Origin of the sequence: Erythrobacter litoralis, from assembly GCF_001719165.1 — a bacterium.
Lineage (GTDB): Bacteria > Pseudomonadota > Alphaproteobacteria > Sphingomonadales > Sphingomonadaceae > Erythrobacter > Erythrobacter litoralis.
The window spans coordinates 890,288-907,803 of the sequence record NZ_CP017057.1; the positions used below are offsets into that span (position 1 = coordinate 890,288).

The following is a 17,516-nucleotide window of genomic DNA, read 5'->3' on the forward strand; positions in this document are numbered from 1 at the left end:
CTCATTTCCTTACCACACCAAGCCTTGCCGCAATGTTATCTTTCGGCATTTCGGGGAGGTCGGGGTGGTCTTCCGGTTTCCACGGCATGGTCGGCGTGTGATAGCCGTGGCACATCGCGCAGGAGGAGGGGACGATTTCGCTGGTCTTCACCGCGCTCGCCCCCTTGTGGCAGTCCTGGCAGCTTTCGAGGTCGGGGATGAGAAGATCGGTCGCCGCCTTCGAAGTCGCCGCCTCGTGGCAGTCGGTGCATTTCTCGTCCTCATGCGCCTTGTGGCTGAAGAACCCGTGCATGAGGAAGCGGTCGGGCAGGTTGACAGGGACGAGGTCGGGCCTGCCGCCGGTCGTCGTGCGGATGTGGCATTCGGCGCAGACGCCGCCTTCCTGCAGCGCGTTGTTGACACTGATGAGCGAGCGCACGGGCCGTCCGAAATCGCTGTAATAGGCCCCGCCGCGGGCGAACTCGCCGGGCCGTTGCCGCCTGCCGCCGAGCTGCGGGCGGGGCGAGCGCGAAAGGCTTGCCATGTCCTCGCGGAAATCATCGAGGTCGCCGTGGCGCAGCGAGCGGAAACCGCTGGCGGTGCGGGCGAAGACGAGGCTGTGGCAGCTTTCGCAGGCGTCTTCCATCTCGACCTCCTGAAATCCGATCCCCTCGGGTCCTTCCTCGTGGCAGTCCGCGCATTCGAGCGGTGCGCCGTATTCGGGCAGGCTCAGCGCCATGCGCGCCGCGCCGCCCTGTCTGTCCATGTGGACGTCGTGCGGGAACTTGAGCCCGCTGCGTTCGACGGGCTCCCGCTCGAGCGAGACCCTCATCGGCTTTTCTGCGCCCAATCGGGTGTAGAAGGTCGGACGGAATTGCGGGTGCTTCTTTCCGAAATCATGCGCATTGCCGAGCCGCGTATCGGTCAGGCGCGTGTCGAGATCCCCGTGGCAATCCGCACAGAACTGCTCGCTCGCCGCCTCGAGCCTGACCGGGCCTTCGTGTTCGGAATGGCACGATACGCAGCCCAGCGGCCCTTCCTTGCCTAGCGTTTCGGCGATCCGCCACTGGATCGCATCGCCCTGACTGAGCGGCGGCATCCCGGCGGCAAGGCGCGGCATTTTCGCGTGGTCGCCCAGCTCCTCGTGACAGGTGAGGCAGGTTGCGTCCTGCACGCTGACGAAGGGGGTCGCGTGGCAGGCCTCGCAATTGTTCTCGAGATCGTGATGGGCCATCGACAATTCGCCCGAGGACCACGCGTCATCGAACACCACCTGCCCGGGCATGTCGCTTTCGGGATCGTTCTCGACCGGCGTTCGGGTGAGATGGGTGACGATCGGCACCGACAGCAGCAGGACGAGGATCGCGCCGGCAAACGTCCAGCTCATCGCTCGCTTGCTCGGCAGGGCGCTTGCGAGCTGGAAGCCGGCCAACGCGTCGCCCTTGCCCTCCCGGCTTTCCGCCTGGCGGATTGTGATGCTGACCGTGCCGTCCGGTTCGCGCGCGATGGCGAGCAGGGCGGAGCCCAGCTCGATCTCCGCCCCTTCGCGCGGATCGATCGTTTCGGCCTGAGTCGTCCTGCCATTGAGGCCGAATCCGAGCGTTCCGACCGCTTCGACCTTGAGCGCATCGGGGCCGATCGCGGTAATCGTCACGTGGTTCTGTTCGACCGCGAGATCGGGCAGGTGGATCGCGTTCTCGGCCGCGCGCCCGACCCCGATCCGGTCCTCGGCGACGGTTCGTTCGCGCACGATCTCGCGCCCGGCGGCGGTGTAATCGATGGTGCGGATCAGGAACGCCATCGCCTCCGCCTCACCAATAGTAGAACACGCTCACGACATGCGCGAGCAGGGCGGCGAGCAGTGCGATCGTCGCCGGGATGTGAATGAAGAGCCAGATTTCGAGAGCCGCGCGAATCCGCAGGTGGCGCCGGATCTGGGCGAGCTGTTCGGACCGGCGGGCAAGGAGCGCATTGACCCTTTCGAGCGCCTGCCCTGCATCGCCGCTCGCATTATCGGGCATCCGGCGGATCGCCCTCGCTGTGGCGCAGCGGGGATAGGACCCGGTCAGCCTGCCCCACGCCCCGCCATGAAACACGTCCTGTTCGAGCGCGGCGATGACGAGATCGGATTCGCTGCGCCCCAGCGGCTGCGCGGCGGCTTCGAGCTGGCGGTCGATCGCGGTCAGGCTTTCGAGCATCTGCGCGCGCGTCATCTCGCCGCGGTTGGAGGACAGGCTTTTCGGCAGGGTCGCATATGCATAGACGCCGTAAATGCCGGTGAAGATAACCAGCAGCATCAGCGCATAGGCGAGCGTGTGGACATTCCAGCCGACCTGGAAACCGGTGTGCAGCGTGCCGATCACGATGAGCGACAGGCCGAGCCAGACATGCGCGCTGGTCCAGGCCTTGAGCGACCAGTTGCCGGTCGTGATGTAGCGCTTGCGCACTCCCAGCAAAGACAGCCACACGATCAGGACGAGGCCGACGGTGCCCAGCGTATAACCGTACCACGACCCGCCATTGGGCCGGGGCTGCTGGTCGATCAGCGCATAGCCCAGTCCCGCGACCACGCTCAGCAGGAGCGCGAGTTTGAGCCACCGCCAGTTCCTGTGCTTGAGGAAGCTGACATGGTCGGCATCGCGCCGCTTTTCGTCGAGGTGGTAGCGATTGGTGGCCTTGGTAGCCATCACTCCACGTCCTCGGTCAGCTTGGTATAGGTCAGGAACTTGTCGGGCGAGACGCGGATAGCCGCGCCCGTCGGGCACGCGCGCACGCAGGCGGGGCCGCCTTCAATGCCTGAACACATGTCGCACTTGATCGCCTGTTTCGGCTCTTCGGGATCGCCGTGCTTCTTGCGCCACGCATAGGACGCCTCGCCCGGTCCCGGGCCTTTGCCGAACAGCAGCCATTGCAGGAAGGATGGCTTCTTCGGCGGCTTGGGATCCATCCGGATCACGTCATAGGGGCAGTTGCGCTGGCAATTGCCGCAGCCGATGCAGGTCTCGTCGATGAACACCTCGCCGTCCGGCCCGCGATGGATCGCATTGGGCGGGCAGTCGGCCATGCAATGCGGGTGCTCGCAGTGGCGGCACGATGTCGGCACGTGGAGATGGGCGTAGGTCCGCCCCGCCTCGCGGTCCAGTCGAGAGAGGCCCTCATGCGCGTCGGCACAGGCCTTTTCGCAATTGTCGCAGCCGATGCACAGCGTCTCGTCGATCAGCAGCACGTCGGTCGCTTCGCCGAGCCCCTGGTCGACGAGGAATTGCGCGGTTTCCGAATACATGTCGACCGCGCCTTCGAAATCGTCCTTGCGGCTTTCGATGAAGGCGTTGATCTCGCGCCGCTTGGCCATTTCCTTCAACGCCGTGTCGCGCAGCGTGGGATGTTCGTCGAGCAGCTTGACGAAGCCTTCGCCCGGCAGGCGGATCACCTCGGCCTTGATCGCCGCCTTGACCGTCGCGGTGCGTTTCGACCCGTCGATCGCGGCCATTTCCCCGACATAACTGCCCGCCGGGAGATAGGAGAGGAAGACCTGCCGCCCGCCGATGTTCTTTTCGACGATCATCGATCCGCGCCGGATGATGAAGATGTCCTTGTCCTCGGCCCCTTCCTCGATGATGACCTGTCCCGCGCGCACATCGACGACCTTGGCGCTGTCGACCAGCGGGGCGACGTCCTGCTTGGTCAGGCCCGATCCGAACATCTGGAGCAATTGGCGTTCGATCGAGATGCGGGTGACCGCGCGCGCTGCGCCGGGCGATGTGGCGATCAGCTTCAATGCGGCGGTGCGCGACAGTTCGAGCGCGACGACCGGCTCCGCCGCGCGGATCGTCGCGCCGCGCCGTCGGCCGGAGATGAGGCCGACCTCGCCGAAGATCTCGCCCTCGCCGATCGGCACCGTGACAGAGGGGTCATTCGGGTTCACCTCGACCGCGACCGAACCCTGCGCGATCGCGAACATCGAGGAGCCCGGCTCGTTGCGGCGGAAGATCACCTCGCCCGGCTCGTAGGCGTGGCAGCGCGAATCCAGCATCAGTTCGCGCAATTGCAGCGGGGAGAGGTCGGCGAGGATCGAGACATTGTCGCCATAGACGCCGAGCCAGTGATCGACATCGTGATTGCCGGGCAGGTTTGCAAATTTTTCGGCGAGGATCGGCTCGTCGGCGGGCTTGAGATCGAGATTTCCGCCCAGGAACTCGATCACGTCATAACCCTGGTTCATGCAATGCTTGATCAGCGGGTAGCCCGCCAGCGCGCCGATCACGTGGATGCCGGGCTTGGTCGTCTCGAACACGGGGGAGAGCTTGGGAAAGGCACCGCGATCCTCGCCGGTGAACTCGATCCCCATCGCCTCGACGAAGCCGCGCGGCGGCTGCGATCCGGTGCGCGCGATGATGCGGTCGCAGCGGATCGTCTCCTGCCCGTCGCGCGTGTCGAGGACGAGCTCGCCCTCCTTCACCTCGGCCGGCTGGGTTTCGCGCCGGACGATGATCCGCCCGTCGCGCTCGGCCTCTTCGAGCAGGGCGACATTGTCCTTCTTCGCGCGGGCGAAGCTGTCGCCGCGATTGAGGATCGTCACCACGTTGCGCTGCGCATCGTCGGCGGCGAGGCCCAGGGCGTTCTCGATCCCCGCATCGCCCGATCCGACGACGGTGATGTGCTCGTCGTAATATTCGCCGGGATCGTCGAGCTGGTATTGGATCATGGGTGAATCCGCGCCGGGGCAGCGCAGCTTGTTGGGATTGCCCTGCGTCCCGATGGCGAGCACGATCGCCTCCGCCCGCACCGTCTCGCCGCTTTTAAGCTTGAGCTGGAAATCGCCCTTGTCGCCGGTCACCTCGGCGACTTCGGCGTTCATCTTCACGTTCACGCCCTGTCCGGCGGCCTGTTCGTCCCAGACGCCGAGGATCGTCTCGCGCTTGCCGGCGGCGAAATCGAAATCGCTGCGCAGCACGAGGTTCGAGGGCGTCGCCATGACGTGCTTGCCCTTCTGGTACTTGAAGATGGTGTCGGAGAGGTGGTCGGTTTTCTCCAGCAGCACATGGCTCATGCCGAGCGCAGCCGCCCGCGCCGCCGCGCTCAATCCCGCGGGGCCCGATCCAACAATGGCGACTTTATACAAATCCGACAATCTATCCCCCCCCTTACGGATAGATTTTTTCCCGCTCCACCATAGGGAAATCGCGGGTGGATGCCAGAGAGAATTGCCCGTTTCTCCCAGCGCTGCTAGCGCCTCGATCCATGGCTGGAGACACCGACAAGACTGCGGGCGGGACGAATTCGAAGGCGGGCTGGGTCCTGCTGGGCGCGGCGGCGCTGCTGGCGGCGGGTTCGATCGGGTACAATGTGCTCGGCACCGGCGATAGCGGGACCGCGACACAGGGGGCGGAGGCTGGCGAACCGACGCTAGACGAATTGCGCGCCGCCGCTGCGGCTTCGCCCGACAATGCCGAACCGTGGGCTGCGCTCGGCTTTGCGCTGTTCGCGCGCGACGATTACGAGGGCGCGGCAGAGGCCTATGGCCGCGCAACCGAGATCGACGGCGAGGCGGCGGTGCTGTTCTCGGCGCTCGGTGAGGCGCTGCTCTATGCCGAGGATGCGAACGCGCCCGATGCCGACCCGATGCCCGCGCCCGCTCTCACCGCGTTCCGGCGCGCGGTCGAACTCGACCCGACCGATCCGCGCGCGCGCTATTTCCTCGGCGTGAAGAAGGATCTCGACGGTGATCACGAAGGCGCGATTGCCGACTGGCTCGACCTGCTTTCCGACACGCCGCCCGGTGCGCCGTGGGAAGCCAATCTCGTCCAGACCATCCGCCAGATCGGCCAGATCAACGAAATCGAAGTCGACCAGCGCATCGCCGCGGCGATGGACGGACGCCTGCCGCCGATGATGGCAGGCGGGGGAGGGGGCGCTGCCGCCCCCAACGGCCCGACCCCGGCCCAGATCGCCGCCGCGCAGGATATGTCGCAGGACGATCGGGACGCGATGATCGAAGGCATGGTCACCCAGCTCGAAGCGCGGCTCGAAAACGTGCCCGGCGATCTCAACGGGTGGGTGATGCTGATGAGGAGCCGCGTCAATCTGGGCGAGGCGGACAAGGCGCGCGCCGCGCTGGAGCGGGCGATAGCGGCCAATCCGGGCGAAGAGCAGGAATTGCGGCGGCAGGCGCAGATGCTCGGGATCCGCTAGCGTCTGCGTTCGGCGCGGGACCTCTTGCGCGCAAGGGTCAGCCCGGTTCGCCGAGCGCGGCGACGAGCGCCGCGATATGAGCCGGCCCGACTTCGCAGCACCCGCCGATCACGCTCGCGCCGGCATCCCGCCACTCCTTCGCGAATGCCGCATAGGCCGCCGGGTCGAGATCCTCGCGCGCTTCGAGCCGGTCGACATGGGCGCCTTCGCGCAGCGCCTCGACCGATACGAAACCGTTGGCGTAGACGCCGAATTCCCGCGCCTGCCCTGATAGGATTTCGGTTGATTTCGAGATCGCCTCGGGCGGCGAGCAATTGGCTAGCACCACGCTCGCTCCTTCCTGCGCCGCGGCCTCGGCAGCGGCGGCGAGGTCCTCTCCCGAACGAAGGCGGCCCCCGTCTTGTTCGTCTACCGTCACCGAGGTCCAGACCGGCAGCCCGCTCGCGGCAGCGGCGCGGGTCGCGATCCTGGCTTCATCGATCGACGGCAGGGTTTCGCACAGGAAAAGGTCGACGCCATCTGCCTGCGCTTCGACGATCCGGTCATACTCCGACCTTGCCGCCTGCGGTTCGAGACGCTCTTCCGGGCGATAGTCGCGCGCCAGCGGGGGCAGGGTCCCGGCGATCTGGCCTCGTCCTGCCTTGTCGCGCGCGCGGCGTGCCGCAGATAGTGCAGCGGACTGGTAGGTCCCGAACTGCGCCGCATGGCCCAGCCGGTCGAGCCGGGTCGGGGTCGCGGCATAGCTCGCGAGCGTGATCACGTCGCAGCCCGAAGCGAGAAAATCGCGGTGGACTTCCTCAACGAGCCGGGGCCTTTGCGCCAGCACCTTGACCGACCACAGGGGCGAGGCTGTCTCGCCCGCTCGTTTGACCAGTTCCTGCCCGGTGCCGCCATCAAGTATCGTTGCCGCCATGCGTCTTCAACGCAGAGCGGCGGTCGATCGTTTCCAGCCCCACCGGTCGCGCCGCCCCGGGATTTGCCCGCATGCGCCGCGTGAGGACCAGCCCGCTCAGACCACGCCGAAGGCGAGCATGGCGTCGGCGACCTTCTTGAAGCCCGCGATATTCGCGCCCTTCACGTAGTCGACATAGGCGCCGCCGCCCTTCGAACCTTCGCTGCCATATTCGACGCATTTCTCGTGAATGCCGTCCATCAGTTCGGTCAGCATGTCGCCGAGCCGTTCCTGGTTCCAGCTGATCCGCTCGGCGTTCTGGCTCATCTCGAGTCCGGAGACCGCGACCCCGCCGGCATTGGCCGCCTTGCCGGGGCCGTACATGATCTTCGCATCGTGGAAGACCTTAACCCCGTCGAGCGTGGTCGGCATGTTCGCGCCCTCGGACACGGCGATGCAGCCATTGTCGACCAGCGCCTTCGCCTCTTCCTCGTTGAGCTCGTTCTGCGTCGCGCAGGGCAGGGCGAGGTCGGCCTTGACCTGCCACGGCCGCGCGCCTTCGTGGAAGCTCGCATTGGGGAAGTGGTCGGCATATTCGGAAATGCGCCCGCGCGTGTGGGTCTTGTGATGCTTGACCCAGTCGATCTTCTCCTGGTCGATGCCGTCGGGATCGTAGATGAAACCGCCCGAATCCGACAGGGTCAGCACCTTCCCGCCGAGCTGCACGATCTTTTCCGCCGCGTGCGTCGCGACATTGCCCGAACCGGAAATCACCGCGCTCTTGCCCTCGATGTCCTGGCCCGAATGCTTGAGCATGTTGCGCAGGAAATAGACCGCGCCATATCCGGTCGCCTCCGGGCGCATCTGCGAACCGCCATATTCCAGTGCCTTGCCCGTCAGCACGCCTTCCCAGCGGTTGGTGATCCGCTTGTACTGCCCGAACATGTAGCCGATCTCGCGCCCGCCCACGCCGATATCGCCTGCCGGCACGTCGATTTCGGGGCCGATATGGCGATAGAGTTCGGTCATGAAGCTCTGGCAGAACCGCATCACCTCGCTGTCCGACTTGCCCTTGGGATTGAAGTTCGAACCGCCCTTGCCGCCACCCATGGGAAGGCTGGTGAGCGAATTCTTGAAAGTCTGCTCGAAGGCGAGGAATTTCAGAACGCTTTCATTCACGCTCGGATGGAAGCGAATGCCGCCCTTGTAGGGGCCGATCGCATTGTTGTTCTGGACCCGCCAGCCGCGCTGGACGCGGATGTTGTGGTTGTCGTCCTCCCAGCACACGCGGAACGAGACGACGCGGTCGGGTTCGGCGATGCGGCGCAGGATCTGTGCCTCGTGATAGCGAACCTTGTCGTCGATGAATTCGTAGATGTCCTGCGCGACCTCCTGCACCGCCTGGATGAATTCGGTCTGCCCGGGATTGCGCTTCTTCACTCCCGCCATGAACTGGTCGAGGTCGACGTGATCGGATACGGCCATGGATTTCCCCCCTTTGCTGCGCGTCGGCCCGAGGACGACGGCGGCGCGCGTTCCCGCGGCATGTATCCTCCCAAGACCCGTCCTATGCAAGCGCGGTTTCGCAAATTGGCGCATGGTTACATGAGCGCCTCGTGTCGGCTCAGCATGGGCATTGCCGGAACCGACAGGCCCTGCGGAGGGTTGCAAATGTTAGTGGTCGCTTTAGGAAGGCGGCCACAGACTTCCGCACGCGCAGGGTTGCGGGACCGGGCCGTTTCGGGCCTGTCCCCTTGTGCCGATGCCCTCGTCGAAGGGTGCACCCCCTGCCTCACACGAGCAGCGGACACGACCAATGGGCCGGGCATCACCGCCTGCCGGCAGCGTGGTTACAGCGTCGCCCAAAGCCCCAGCGGTCCGTCCGGGACGGGAACGCGATGAGCAGCAGGGCCGGCGAAGCAACGCCGCAGATCAGTGAGCGAGCCATCGAAGACGCCGACTGGCCGATCGATCCGCCGCTGGTCGACCTCGACATCGACACCCACGATCGCGGTTTCTACGAAGGTTTCAGCCGCGAAGTGACGATCCCCGGCAAGGTGATCGTCTCGCTGCTGATCATGTGGGCGATCTTTTTCCCGGTCAGCGCGAACGAGACGCTGACCGCCGCCAATTCGACGATCATCGCGACGTTCGGCGGCTGGTATGTCTATCTCGTCGCTTTCCTGATCGTCACCAGCCTCGTCCTCGCGCTCCTGCCCAAGGTCGGGTCGCTGCGCATCGGACCGCCCGACGAAGCCCCCGAATTCAGCCGGTTCTCATGGTTCTCTATGCTGTTTGGGGCAGGAATCGGGATCGGGATGCTGACCTATTCGACCGGCGAGCCGCTGGCCCATTTCGTCAACAATCCGGACATCATCCGCGGCAGTGTCGACGCGCAGAGCGCCGAGGCGGTGCGCCCTGCCTACATGTACACCTTCCTTCACTGGGGCCTCGGCGCGTGGTGCACCTATGCGCTGGTCGGGCTCGCGATCGGATATGTCGCGCATCGCCGCGGCCTGCCGCTGACGATCCGATCCGCCCTTGCGCCGCTGTTCGGGCGGGTGATGGAAGGGCCGGTCGGCCACGTGGTCGACATCGTCGCGGTGGTAGCGACGATTCTCGGCGTGGCGGTGACCATGGGGCTGGGCGTCGAACAATTCGTCGCCGGGCTTGCGCGGCTGGGGCTGGGAGACTGGCTGCTGTCCGCCGACGGGTCGGCCTCGCCGCTCGCGATCGTGGTCTCGCTGGTGGCGCTGGTTGGTGCATCGACGATCAGCGCGCTGTCCGGTGTCGGGCGCGGGATCAAGTGGCTTTCCAATCTCAACATGGGCCTGTCGGTCGGCCTGCTCGCGCTGTTCGGCGCGCTGGGCGCGGGGCTTTACGGGCTGCAATTGCTGGGCATCGGCCTGTGGGATTATGTCCGGACGCTGCCGCAGCAATCGCTCAGCCTGCTCGGCGGCGACGGAACCGAAACGGGCGCGGCGCTGCGCCAGTGGCAGCTCGACTGGACGGTGTTCTACTGGGCGTGGTGGATCGCCTTTGCGCCGTTCGTCGGCATGTTCATCGCGCGCATTTCGCGCGGGCGCACGATCCGCGAATATATCCTCGGCGTGACGATCGTGCCCTCGCTGATGTGTTTCGTGTGGATGGCCCTGGTCGGCGGGACCGCGATCGAGCTGGAACTGTCGGGCGTCGCCGGTGGCCGGATCGTCGGTGCGGCCATGTCGGACCAGCTCTATGCGACGCTCGCCGTCCTGTTCGAGCCGGGCTTCGCCCTGATCGTCTCGAGCCTCGTGGTGCTGCTCTTGATGACCTATCTCGTGACTTCGGCCGACAGCGCGATCCTGATCGTCAACACGATCAACGGTGCAGGCGACGATGAAGGCAGCCGCCGCTACCACATCTTGTTCTGGGGCGCGGCGATCGCCTTCGTGGTCGGTTCGATGCTGATCCTGGGCGGGATCGACGCCATTCGCATCACGATGATCATCGGCGCGCTGCCGTTTTCCTTCGTGGTGGCGGTGATGTGCGTGTCGATCCTCAAGGCGGTGGCATACGACCTGATCCGCAAGAAGCACGGCGTGCCGACCACGGCGCAGGGCTGCGAGGAATGGGCCGGGAAAGTATCCCCCGCCGAATAACTTGAGCCGCGAGGGGCTCTTTTGCAGGACATAAGAAAAATATTCTTCGCTTCGCAGCGCCCATGGCGCGCGCGTAGATAATTTTTCTAAGACTAATCCTATTAATTGAAGATCGGCCAAAAATAGGCTGAATGAAATTTTAAGAAAAATACTACAATTCGCCCATGTTGTCATTTTGCAACATCAATCGGCGTGATTGTGAAAATTGTGGGAAACCCTGTGGCATATCCGCGTTTGGCTTGATACCGGGCCGCTCACATATGCTGTGCTTTTTATGCACGCGCTGTTTATTGGGACGCGATTTTGCAGACCTGCATCGCGCTCCTCCTCTCAACTCTCAAAGGGGTTACACATGAAAAAGATCATCGGCGGCGCGTCTGTCAGCGCGCTTGCGATTGCCGTTGCCGCACCGGCCATGGCGCAGGACGCACCGGCCACCCAGAGCGCACCGGCCACCCAGAGCGCGCAGAAGCGCCAGGGCGGCGTCCGCACCATCGTCGTCACCGCGCAGAAGAAGACCGAGGATCTGCAGGATGTGCCGATTTCGGTCTCGGCGATCGGTCAGGAAGAGCTTCAGGAGCTCAACATCTCGACCTTCGACGACTATCTCGAGCAGCTTCCCTCGGTTACCGCGGGCGGAACCGGGCCGGGGCAGAACCAGATCTACATCCGCGGTCTTGCCTCGACCACGCCCAACCTGACCACGGCCGGCGTCGCGGGTCTTGCGCCCAACGTCGCCTTCTATCTCGATGAACAGCCGCTCGCCCAGCCGGGCCGCAACCTCGACGTCTATGCCGCCGACATCCAGCGGATCGAAGTCCTTTCGGGTCCGCAGGGCACGCTGTTCGGCGCGAGCTCGCAGGCGGGCGTCGTCCGTCTCATCACCAACAAGCCCGACCTTGCGGCTTTCGACGCGTCCTTCTCGGCCAGCACCTCCTTCACCAAGGGTGGCGAGGAAAGCTATTCCGCCGAAGTCATGCTCAACGTCCCCGTGACGAGCAATTTCGGCCTGCGCGGCGTCTTTTATCTCGATGACCAGGGCGGCTATATCGACAACGTGCAGGGCACCCGCGATCTTTCCGAAAGCGCGCGCTTCCGGCCCGAAGGCACGGTCCGTGCGAACGGCGTGCCGGTCAACGCCAACCGCGCCGGCTTCCAGTCGACGTCGGACCTTTCGGACGTGACCTTCCTCGAGACCGACAATTCCGGCCTCGTCGAGAACGATTTCAACGACACGCAATACACCGGTTTCCGCGCGACCGCGCTGTGGGAAGTGACGCCCGACTGGACCATCACCGTCGCCCACACCCGCCAGAGCCTCGAGACCGACGGCGTGTTCTTCGCCGATCCGGAACTGGGCGGTCTCGACGATCTTGAAATCCAGCGCTTCGAGGACGACCGTCTGGAAGACGATTTCTCGAACACCAGCTGGACGGTCGAAGGGCGCATCGCGATGCTCGATGTCGTCTATACCGGCGCCTATACCGACCGCCGTACCGACCAGCGGATCGACTACACCGACTATCTCTTCGTCGGCCAGTACCTGCCCTATTACATCTGCGATGGTTCGGTGAGCTATCCGGGCGCAGCCGATCCGTCGGGCACCTGCCAGGAACCGAACCTCTACGTCACCTCGGACAGCGAGCTTGAGGTGTTCACGCAGGAGTTGCGCTTCTCGACGCCGGAAGAATGGCCGGTGCGCGTGACGGCGGGCGGGTTCTATTCGGACCTCGAACTGCGTGAGCGCAATGACTTCAACTATCCGGGCAATGTCGATGCGGCGCCGTTCGGCGGCTTCGCACCGAACTTCCCGTTCCCGGGTTCGTTCAACACCGATGCCGGGCCGTTCCCGCGCGACACGATCTTCCGCAACGACATCCGCCGCACCGACGAACAGTTCGGCATCTTCGGCGAAGCATCGGTTGACGTCGTGCCGGACCTTCTCACCGTGACGCTGGGCGCGCGCTATTACGACGTCGAAGTCGATCTCGAAGGCGGCGCCAATGCCAGCTTCTGCAACACCAGCGGCAATGACGAGGACGCCTTCGGCACCAATATCGGCGATCTTTACGACGGCGACGGGGAATTCTTCTTCAACCTGTCGTGTTCGGAAGCGCTGCGTCAGAACTTCACACTGGACGACAGCCTTGCCGATATCGAGGCCGCCGGGCTTTCGCCGACACAGGCCCAGCGGGTGTTCAACTCGGTCCGTGCGCCCGACGTGGCGGCGACCAGCGGGACCATCCTGAAGGGCACGATCACGCTGACGCCGAGCGATGACACGCTGTTCTATGCGACCTATTCGGAAGGCTTCCGTCCCGGCCTGCTCAACCGTCCGGGCGGTGCGCCGGGGCCCAACAACTTCACGGTGCCCTTCGAACTGGCCACCGACGAGGTGAAGAACTACGAACTGGGCTGGAAACTCGACCTCATCGACGGTCAGCTGCGCTTCAACGGCAGCGCCTTCTATGTCGATATCTCGGACCTCCAGACCACGATCTTCGATCCCTCGATCACCAACCTCTTCTTCTCGGCCAATGCCGCTGATGCGGAGATCTACGGGGTCGAGGCGGACTTCACCTTCGCGCCCTATGCGGTGCCGGGGCTGACGGTCGCGGGGGCGTTCTCGATCCTCGATACCGAGATCACCGACGTGCTGATCCCGACCGATGACGTGGTCGAAGGTGCGGAACTGGCCTTCGCGCCGTCCTTCCAGGGCAATCTGCGCGTGCGCTACGAATTCGACCTCACCAACACGCTGGGCGCCTATGTCATGCCGCAGGTGACCCATTCGGCGTCGAAGTTCACCGACATCATCGAGATCAACCGGCTCGAACTCGACAGCTACACGGTCGTCGACCTCGCCTTCGGGATCGAAAAGGACCAGTGGAACGTCGAGATCTTCGGTGAGAACATGTTCGACGAGCGCGCCCAGATCTCGGGCAATTTCGTCAACGACCGCGCGCGGATCGTGACCAACCGTCCGCTGACGGTCGGCCTCAGGGTCGGTTACGACTACTGATCGGTCCCTATCGACACGCAGCGGCGGGGGTGGACGGATGTTCACTCCCGCCGTTTTGCGTGTAGGACCTGATGTCATGACGTCAGAAACGATACCGGACACCGATCCCCGCGAGGCGCAGCTGAGGGCGGCGCAGGGGGAGATGCAGGCGGGCCGCTTTGCCGAGGGGCTGGCGCTGGCGCGCGCGCTGCTCGATCGCGATGCGCTCGATGCCGAGGCGCTCTATCTCGCCGCGGTCGCGGCGCGTTATCTGAAGGATTACGAAGCGGCTGCGGGCTGGCTCGACAGGCTGCACGCGGCGAGCCCGGAATATGGCCGCGCGTGGCAGGAAGCGGGGCATCTCGCGCTCGCTCGCGGGCGCGAGGCGGAGGCGCTTGCGGCCTTTGCGCGCGCGACGCGCTTCAACCCCGCGCTCGAGGCGAGCTGGCGCGAACAGGCAAGGCTCTTGGCGGCTTCGGGCCGCAAGGCGCAGGCCGAGCTTGCCGCCCGCCAGCAACAGCGCCTCGCCCGCCTGCCGCGCGAACTGGTCGCGGTCACCAACCACCTTGCCGAGGGGCGGCTGCTGAGGGCCGAGGAACTCTGCCGCCATTACCTGCGCACGCATCCGCAGCGTGATGCGAACCATATCGAGGGGATGCGCCTGCTGGCGAAGATCGGGATCGAATTCGGCGTGTTGGAAGAGGCGGAATTCCTCCTCGAAAGCGCGCTCGCCTTCGCGCCCGACGACGTGCAATTGAGGCTTGATTACATCGACGCGCTGAGGCGGCGGCAGAATTTCGCGAAGGCGCGCGAAGAGGCGGAAAGGCTTTACGAACACGATCCTGAAAGCCCGGTCTTCCAGTCGCGGCTAGCGATCGAGAGCATGGCGGTGGGCGATTACGAGCGCGGGCTCGACCTGTTCGACAAGGTGCTCGAAAAGCTGCCCGGGGACCCCGCCAACCTCACCAGCAAGGGCCACGCGCTCAAGACCACCGGCGCGCGCGAGGAAGCGATCGAAAGCTACCGCGCCGCGATCGCTGCGAAACCCGACCACGGCGATGCGTGGTATGCGCTGGCGAATCTCAAGACCTACAGCTTCACCGATGCGGAACTCGACGCGATGAAGGAACAGGCCGCGCGCGCCGACCTTTCCTTCATGGACCGGGTCCATATCGCCTTCGCTCTCGGCAAGGCGCATGAGGATAGCGGCGAATATGCCATGAGTTTCGCGGCTTACGAGGAAGGCAATGCCCTCAAGCGCGCGCAGACCCGCTACAGCGCGGATGCGATGAGCGAGGAACTGGCCCGCCAGCGCGAGATGGTGACGCGCGAGCTGCTGGAGAGCAGGGCGGGGGCCGGGCATGACGCCCCAGATCCGATCTTCATCCTCGGCCTGCCGCGCGCAGGCTCCACGCTGCTCGAACAGATCCTTGCCAGCCACAGCCAGGTTGATGGAACGTTGGAACTTCCCAACATCCTCGCGCTTGCCCACAGGCTTCGCGGAAGGCGCGTCGGCGAAAACCGCTACCCGCGCGTATTACGCGAACTAAGCGACGAGCAGTTGGAGAAATTCGGGCGGGATTTCATCGAGAACACCCGCATCCACCGCGCCGGCGCGCCGTTCTTCATCGACAAGATGCCGAACAATTTCCGCCACATCGGCCTCATCCACCTGATCCTGCCCAATGCGAAGATCATCGACGCGCGGCGCGCGTCCATGGATTGCTGCTTTTCGGGATTCAAGCAGCTCTTCGCCGAGGGCCAGGAATTCACCTACGGCCTGACCGAGGTCGGCCGCTATTACGCCGATTACGTCGCACTGATGGACCATTGGGACGCGGTCCTGCCGGGCAAGGTCCTGCGCGTGAGCCACGAGGACGTGCTCGACGACCTGGAAGGGCAGACGCGGCGGATGCTCGATCATCTGGGGCTGCCGTTCGAGCAGGCCTGCCTCGACTTTCACCGGACCGAGCGCGCCGTGCGCACCGCTTCGAGCGAGCAGGTGCGCCAGCCCATCAATCGCAAGGGGCAGGGCGCATGGAAGCCGTTCGAGCCGTGGCTGGACGAATTGAAGGAGGCGCTCGGCGAACTCGCGCCCGAGTGATCCTCAGGCGAGCCGAGCGCCGTCGGGAACCTCGCCCCTGGGCGCGGCGAGCACGATCGCGCCGTCCGCATCGGGAAAGCCCAGCACCAGCACTTCCGACATGAACGGGCCGATCTGGCGCGGCGGGAAATTCACCACCGCCATGACCTTGCGCCCGACAAGGCTTTCGGGCGTGTAATGGTCGGTGATCTGGGCGCTGCTTTTCCTGCGGCCGATTTCGGGGCCGAAATCGACCATCAGCTTGATCGCGGGCTTTCTCGCTTCGGGAAAGGGCTGCGCGTCCACCACGGTCCCGGCGCGGATGTCGACCGCAAGGAAATCGTCGATCGTGATCGTGTCCATGGCCGCGAACCTAGCCGCCATGGCGGGCTGCGCAACCCGGCGCTTCAGATGGCCGAACTGAACCTGTGCTGGGTCGCCTCGCGGTAGGAGTCGAACAGCGATGCGATCACGCGGGCATAGGGCAGGCCTTCCTGCGTGATCGCAAGCTCGAGCCCGTCGAGGCGCGCAAGGCCGCGCTCGATGAAGGGATGAAGCCGCGACTGGGCCTGCGCGAAAAGGCACGGCGAAAGCTCGACCTTCCCGCGGCACAGCAATTGCTCGATCAGGCGCGCGCGCATCCGGTCCTCAGGTGAGCGGGCGATGCCGACAGCGGCCGAAAGGTCTCCTTGCGAAGAGATCATCCTGTAGCGGCCATTGTTCTTCTCGTTCTGCGCGATGAGGCCGGGAAAGCCGCTGATCGCGCTCGACCCGAAGCCGATGAGGACTTCGCCAGAATCGCAGGTGAAGCCCTGGAAATTGCGCCTGAGCGTACCTTCGCGGGTCGCCGTCGCCATCGGGTCGGAAGGCAGCGCGAAATGGTCGAAGCCGACTGCTTCGTAACCGTGGCCCGTCAGGAAGGCATAACCCTGCTCGGCCATCTCGAAGCGTTCCTCCGCTCCCGGAAGATCGCTCGCGTCGATCATCGTCTGGCGCGGCACCATGTGGGGGACATGGGCATAGCCGAACACCGCGACCCGGTCCGCGCCCATGCGGCGGGTCTTCTCGAGACTGTCGGCAAGGTCCCCGCGCGTCTGGCCGGGCAGGCCGTACATGAGGTCGAAATTCATCGAGGTCACGCCGGCGGCCCGCAGCCAGTCGACGCTGCGCGCGATCAGCGCATCGTCCTGTTCGCGCCCGATCGCCTTTTGCAGATGGGGCGAGAAGGTTTGCACTCCCATGCTCGCCCGCGTTACCCCGACTTCGCCGAGAGTGCGGCCCCATTCGGTGGTCATCGTGCGCGGGTCGAGTTCGATCGACCAGTCCGGATTCGCAAGCGGGAGCTGGCGGTGGAGGCAGTCCACCATTTCGAGAAATTCGTGCGGCTCGATCGCGTTGGGGCTGCCTCCGCCGAAGGCGACGCGCCTTACCCGCGTGTCCGAGGGTAACAGGCGGGCGACCACCGCGATCTCTTCATGCAATGCCGCGAGGTAGCTTTCGACCCGGCTGCGCCGCCCGGAAGCGCCGGTATTGCAGCCGCAGTAATAGCAGATCTTCTCGCAAAAAGGGATGTGAAGGTAGAGCGAGATGTCGCCCGATGCCCCCTCGATCGCGCGCTCGATCGCGCCCTGGGGGAGGGGGCCGAAATCGGCGGCGGTGGGATAGCTCGTATAGCGCGGGACGGGCTTGGCGAGCAGGTCTGGGTGATAGGTCCACATGCCAGCCGTT

Annotated in this window: 11 protein-coding genes; 4 read left to right on the forward strand and 7 right to left on the reverse strand. The window is 65.0% G+C overall.

Annotated elements, in window-relative coordinates:
- Position 1: 1 nt before the first annotated feature.
- From Ga0102493_RS04115 to Ga0102493_RS04125, 3 genes are read right to left on the reverse strand one after another with little or no spacing between them, the layout of a single operon-like run.
- Positions 2-1,780, reverse strand: a complete 1,779-nt coding sequence (locus Ga0102493_RS04115; RefSeq protein ID WP_034904484.1) for a cytochrome c3 family protein — start codon at positions 1,778-1,780, stop codon at positions 2-4.
- 10 nt (positions 1,781-1,790) lie between these two features.
- Positions 1,791-2,666, reverse strand: a complete 876-nt coding sequence (locus Ga0102493_RS04120) for a hypothetical protein (RefSeq protein WP_034904483.1) — start codon at positions 2,664-2,666, stop codon at positions 1,791-1,793.
- Positions 2,666-5,110, reverse strand: coding sequence for a cyclic nucleotide-binding domain-containing protein (locus tag Ga0102493_RS04125; RefSeq protein WP_034904480.1), 2,445 nt, complete (start codon positions 5,108-5,110; stop codon positions 2,666-2,668). The genes Ga0102493_RS04120 and Ga0102493_RS04125 overlap by 1 nt, the downstream gene beginning before the upstream one ends.
- Positions 5,111-5,220: 110 nt before the next feature.
- Between Ga0102493_RS04125 and Ga0102493_RS04130 the strand changes: the two genes are divergently transcribed.
- Complete coding sequence (locus Ga0102493_RS04130) at positions 5,221-6,171, forward strand: tetratricopeptide repeat protein (RefSeq protein WP_034904479.1); 951 nt, start codon at positions 5,221-5,223, stop codon at positions 6,169-6,171.
- Between the two features lie 37 nt (positions 6,172-6,208).
- Here the strand turns inward: Ga0102493_RS04130 and Ga0102493_RS04135 are convergent, their stop codons facing one another.
- Together Ga0102493_RS04135 and gdhA are read right to left on the reverse strand one after the other, a co-directional pair.
- Entirely contained in the window at positions 6,209-7,084 is an 876-nt protein-coding gene (locus Ga0102493_RS04135) for a homocysteine S-methyltransferase family protein (RefSeq protein ID WP_034904476.1), read from the reverse strand.
- A 96-nt stretch (positions 7,085-7,180) separates the two neighbouring features.
- A complete protein-coding gene (gene gdhA / locus Ga0102493_RS04140; protein ID WP_034904475.1) occupies positions 7,181-8,548 on the reverse strand; it encodes an NADP-specific glutamate dehydrogenase in 1,368 nt (455 codons plus the stop codon).
- A 413-nt stretch (positions 8,549-8,961) separates the two neighbouring features.
- Here gdhA and Ga0102493_RS04145 point away from each other — a divergent pair, with 413 nt between their 5' ends.
- The 3 genes from Ga0102493_RS04145 to Ga0102493_RS04155 all read left to right on the forward strand — a co-directional run bounded on the left by Ga0102493_RS04145 (position 8,962) and on the right by Ga0102493_RS04155 (position 15,809).
- Positions 8,962-10,704 carry a BCCT family transporter gene (locus tag Ga0102493_RS04145; protein WP_081845669.1) on the forward strand — a complete coding sequence of 581 codons (1,743 nt, stop codon included), beginning with the start codon at positions 8,962-8,964 and terminating at the stop codon, positions 10,702-10,704.
- A 352-nt stretch (positions 10,705-11,056) separates the two neighbouring features.
- Complete coding sequence (locus Ga0102493_RS04150; RefSeq protein WP_034904474.1) at positions 11,057-13,726, forward strand: TonB-dependent receptor; 2,670 nt, start codon at positions 11,057-11,059, stop codon at positions 13,724-13,726.
- A 76-nt stretch (positions 13,727-13,802) separates the two neighbouring features.
- Positions 13,803-15,809, forward strand: coding sequence for a tetratricopeptide repeat-containing sulfotransferase family protein (locus tag Ga0102493_RS04155; RefSeq protein WP_034904471.1), 2,007 nt, complete (start codon positions 13,803-13,805; stop codon positions 15,807-15,809).
- A gap of 3 nt (positions 15,810-15,812) precedes the next feature.
- On the opposite strand, the gene Ga0102493_RS04160 is transcribed toward Ga0102493_RS04155, so the two are convergent.
- Positions 15,813-16,172: a tRNA-binding protein gene (locus Ga0102493_RS04160; RefSeq protein ID WP_199796940.1), complete on the reverse strand. Its 360-nt coding sequence runs from the start codon at positions 16,170-16,172 to the stop codon at positions 15,813-15,815.
- Between the two features lie 23 nt (positions 16,173-16,195).
- A complete protein-coding gene (gene hemN, locus Ga0102493_RS04165; protein ID WP_034904463.1) occupies positions 16,196-17,506 on the reverse strand; it encodes an oxygen-independent coproporphyrinogen III oxidase in 1,311 nt (436 codons plus the stop codon).
- Positions 17,507-17,516: the final 10 nt, after the last annotated feature.

What these genes read in the sequence shown, in the direction of transcription:
- Ga0102493_RS04115 (WP_034904484.1), bottom strand. Translation starts at nt 1,780, where the DNA reads ATGGCGTTCCTGATCCGCACCATCGATTACACCGCCGCCGGGCGCGAG.
- Ga0102493_RS04120 (WP_034904483.1), bottom strand. Translation starts at nt 2,666, where the DNA reads ATGGCTACCAAGGCCACCAATCGCTACCACCTCGACGAAAAGCGGCGC.
- Ga0102493_RS04130 (WP_034904479.1), top strand. Translation starts at nt 5,221, where the DNA reads ATGGCTGGAGACACCGACAAGACTGCGGGCGGGACGAATTCGAAGGCG.
- Ga0102493_RS04135 (WP_034904476.1), bottom strand. Translation starts at nt 7,084, where the DNA reads ATGGCGGCAACGATACTTGATGGCGGCACCGGGCAGGAACTGGTCAAA.
- gdhA (WP_034904475.1), bottom strand. Translation starts at nt 8,548, where the DNA reads ATGGCCGTATCCGATCACGTCGACCTCGACCAGTTCATGGCGGGAGTG.
- Ga0102493_RS04145 (WP_081845669.1), top strand. Translation starts at nt 8,962, where the DNA reads ATGAGCAGCAGGGCCGGCGAAGCAACGCCGCAGATCAGTGAGCGAGCC.
- Ga0102493_RS04150 (WP_034904474.1), top strand. Translation starts at nt 11,057, where the DNA reads ATGAAAAAGATCATCGGCGGCGCGTCTGTCAGCGCGCTTGCGATTGCC.
- Ga0102493_RS04155 (WP_034904471.1), top strand. Translation starts at nt 13,803, where the DNA reads ATGACGTCAGAAACGATACCGGACACCGATCCCCGCGAGGCGCAGCTG.
- Ga0102493_RS04160 (WP_199796940.1), bottom strand. Translation starts at nt 16,172, where the DNA reads ATGGCGGCTAGGTTCGCGGCCATGGACACGATCACGATCGACGATTTC.
- hemN (WP_034904463.1), bottom strand. Translation starts at nt 17,506, where the DNA reads ATGTGGACCTATCACCCAGACCTGCTCGCCAAGCCCGTCCCGCGCTAT.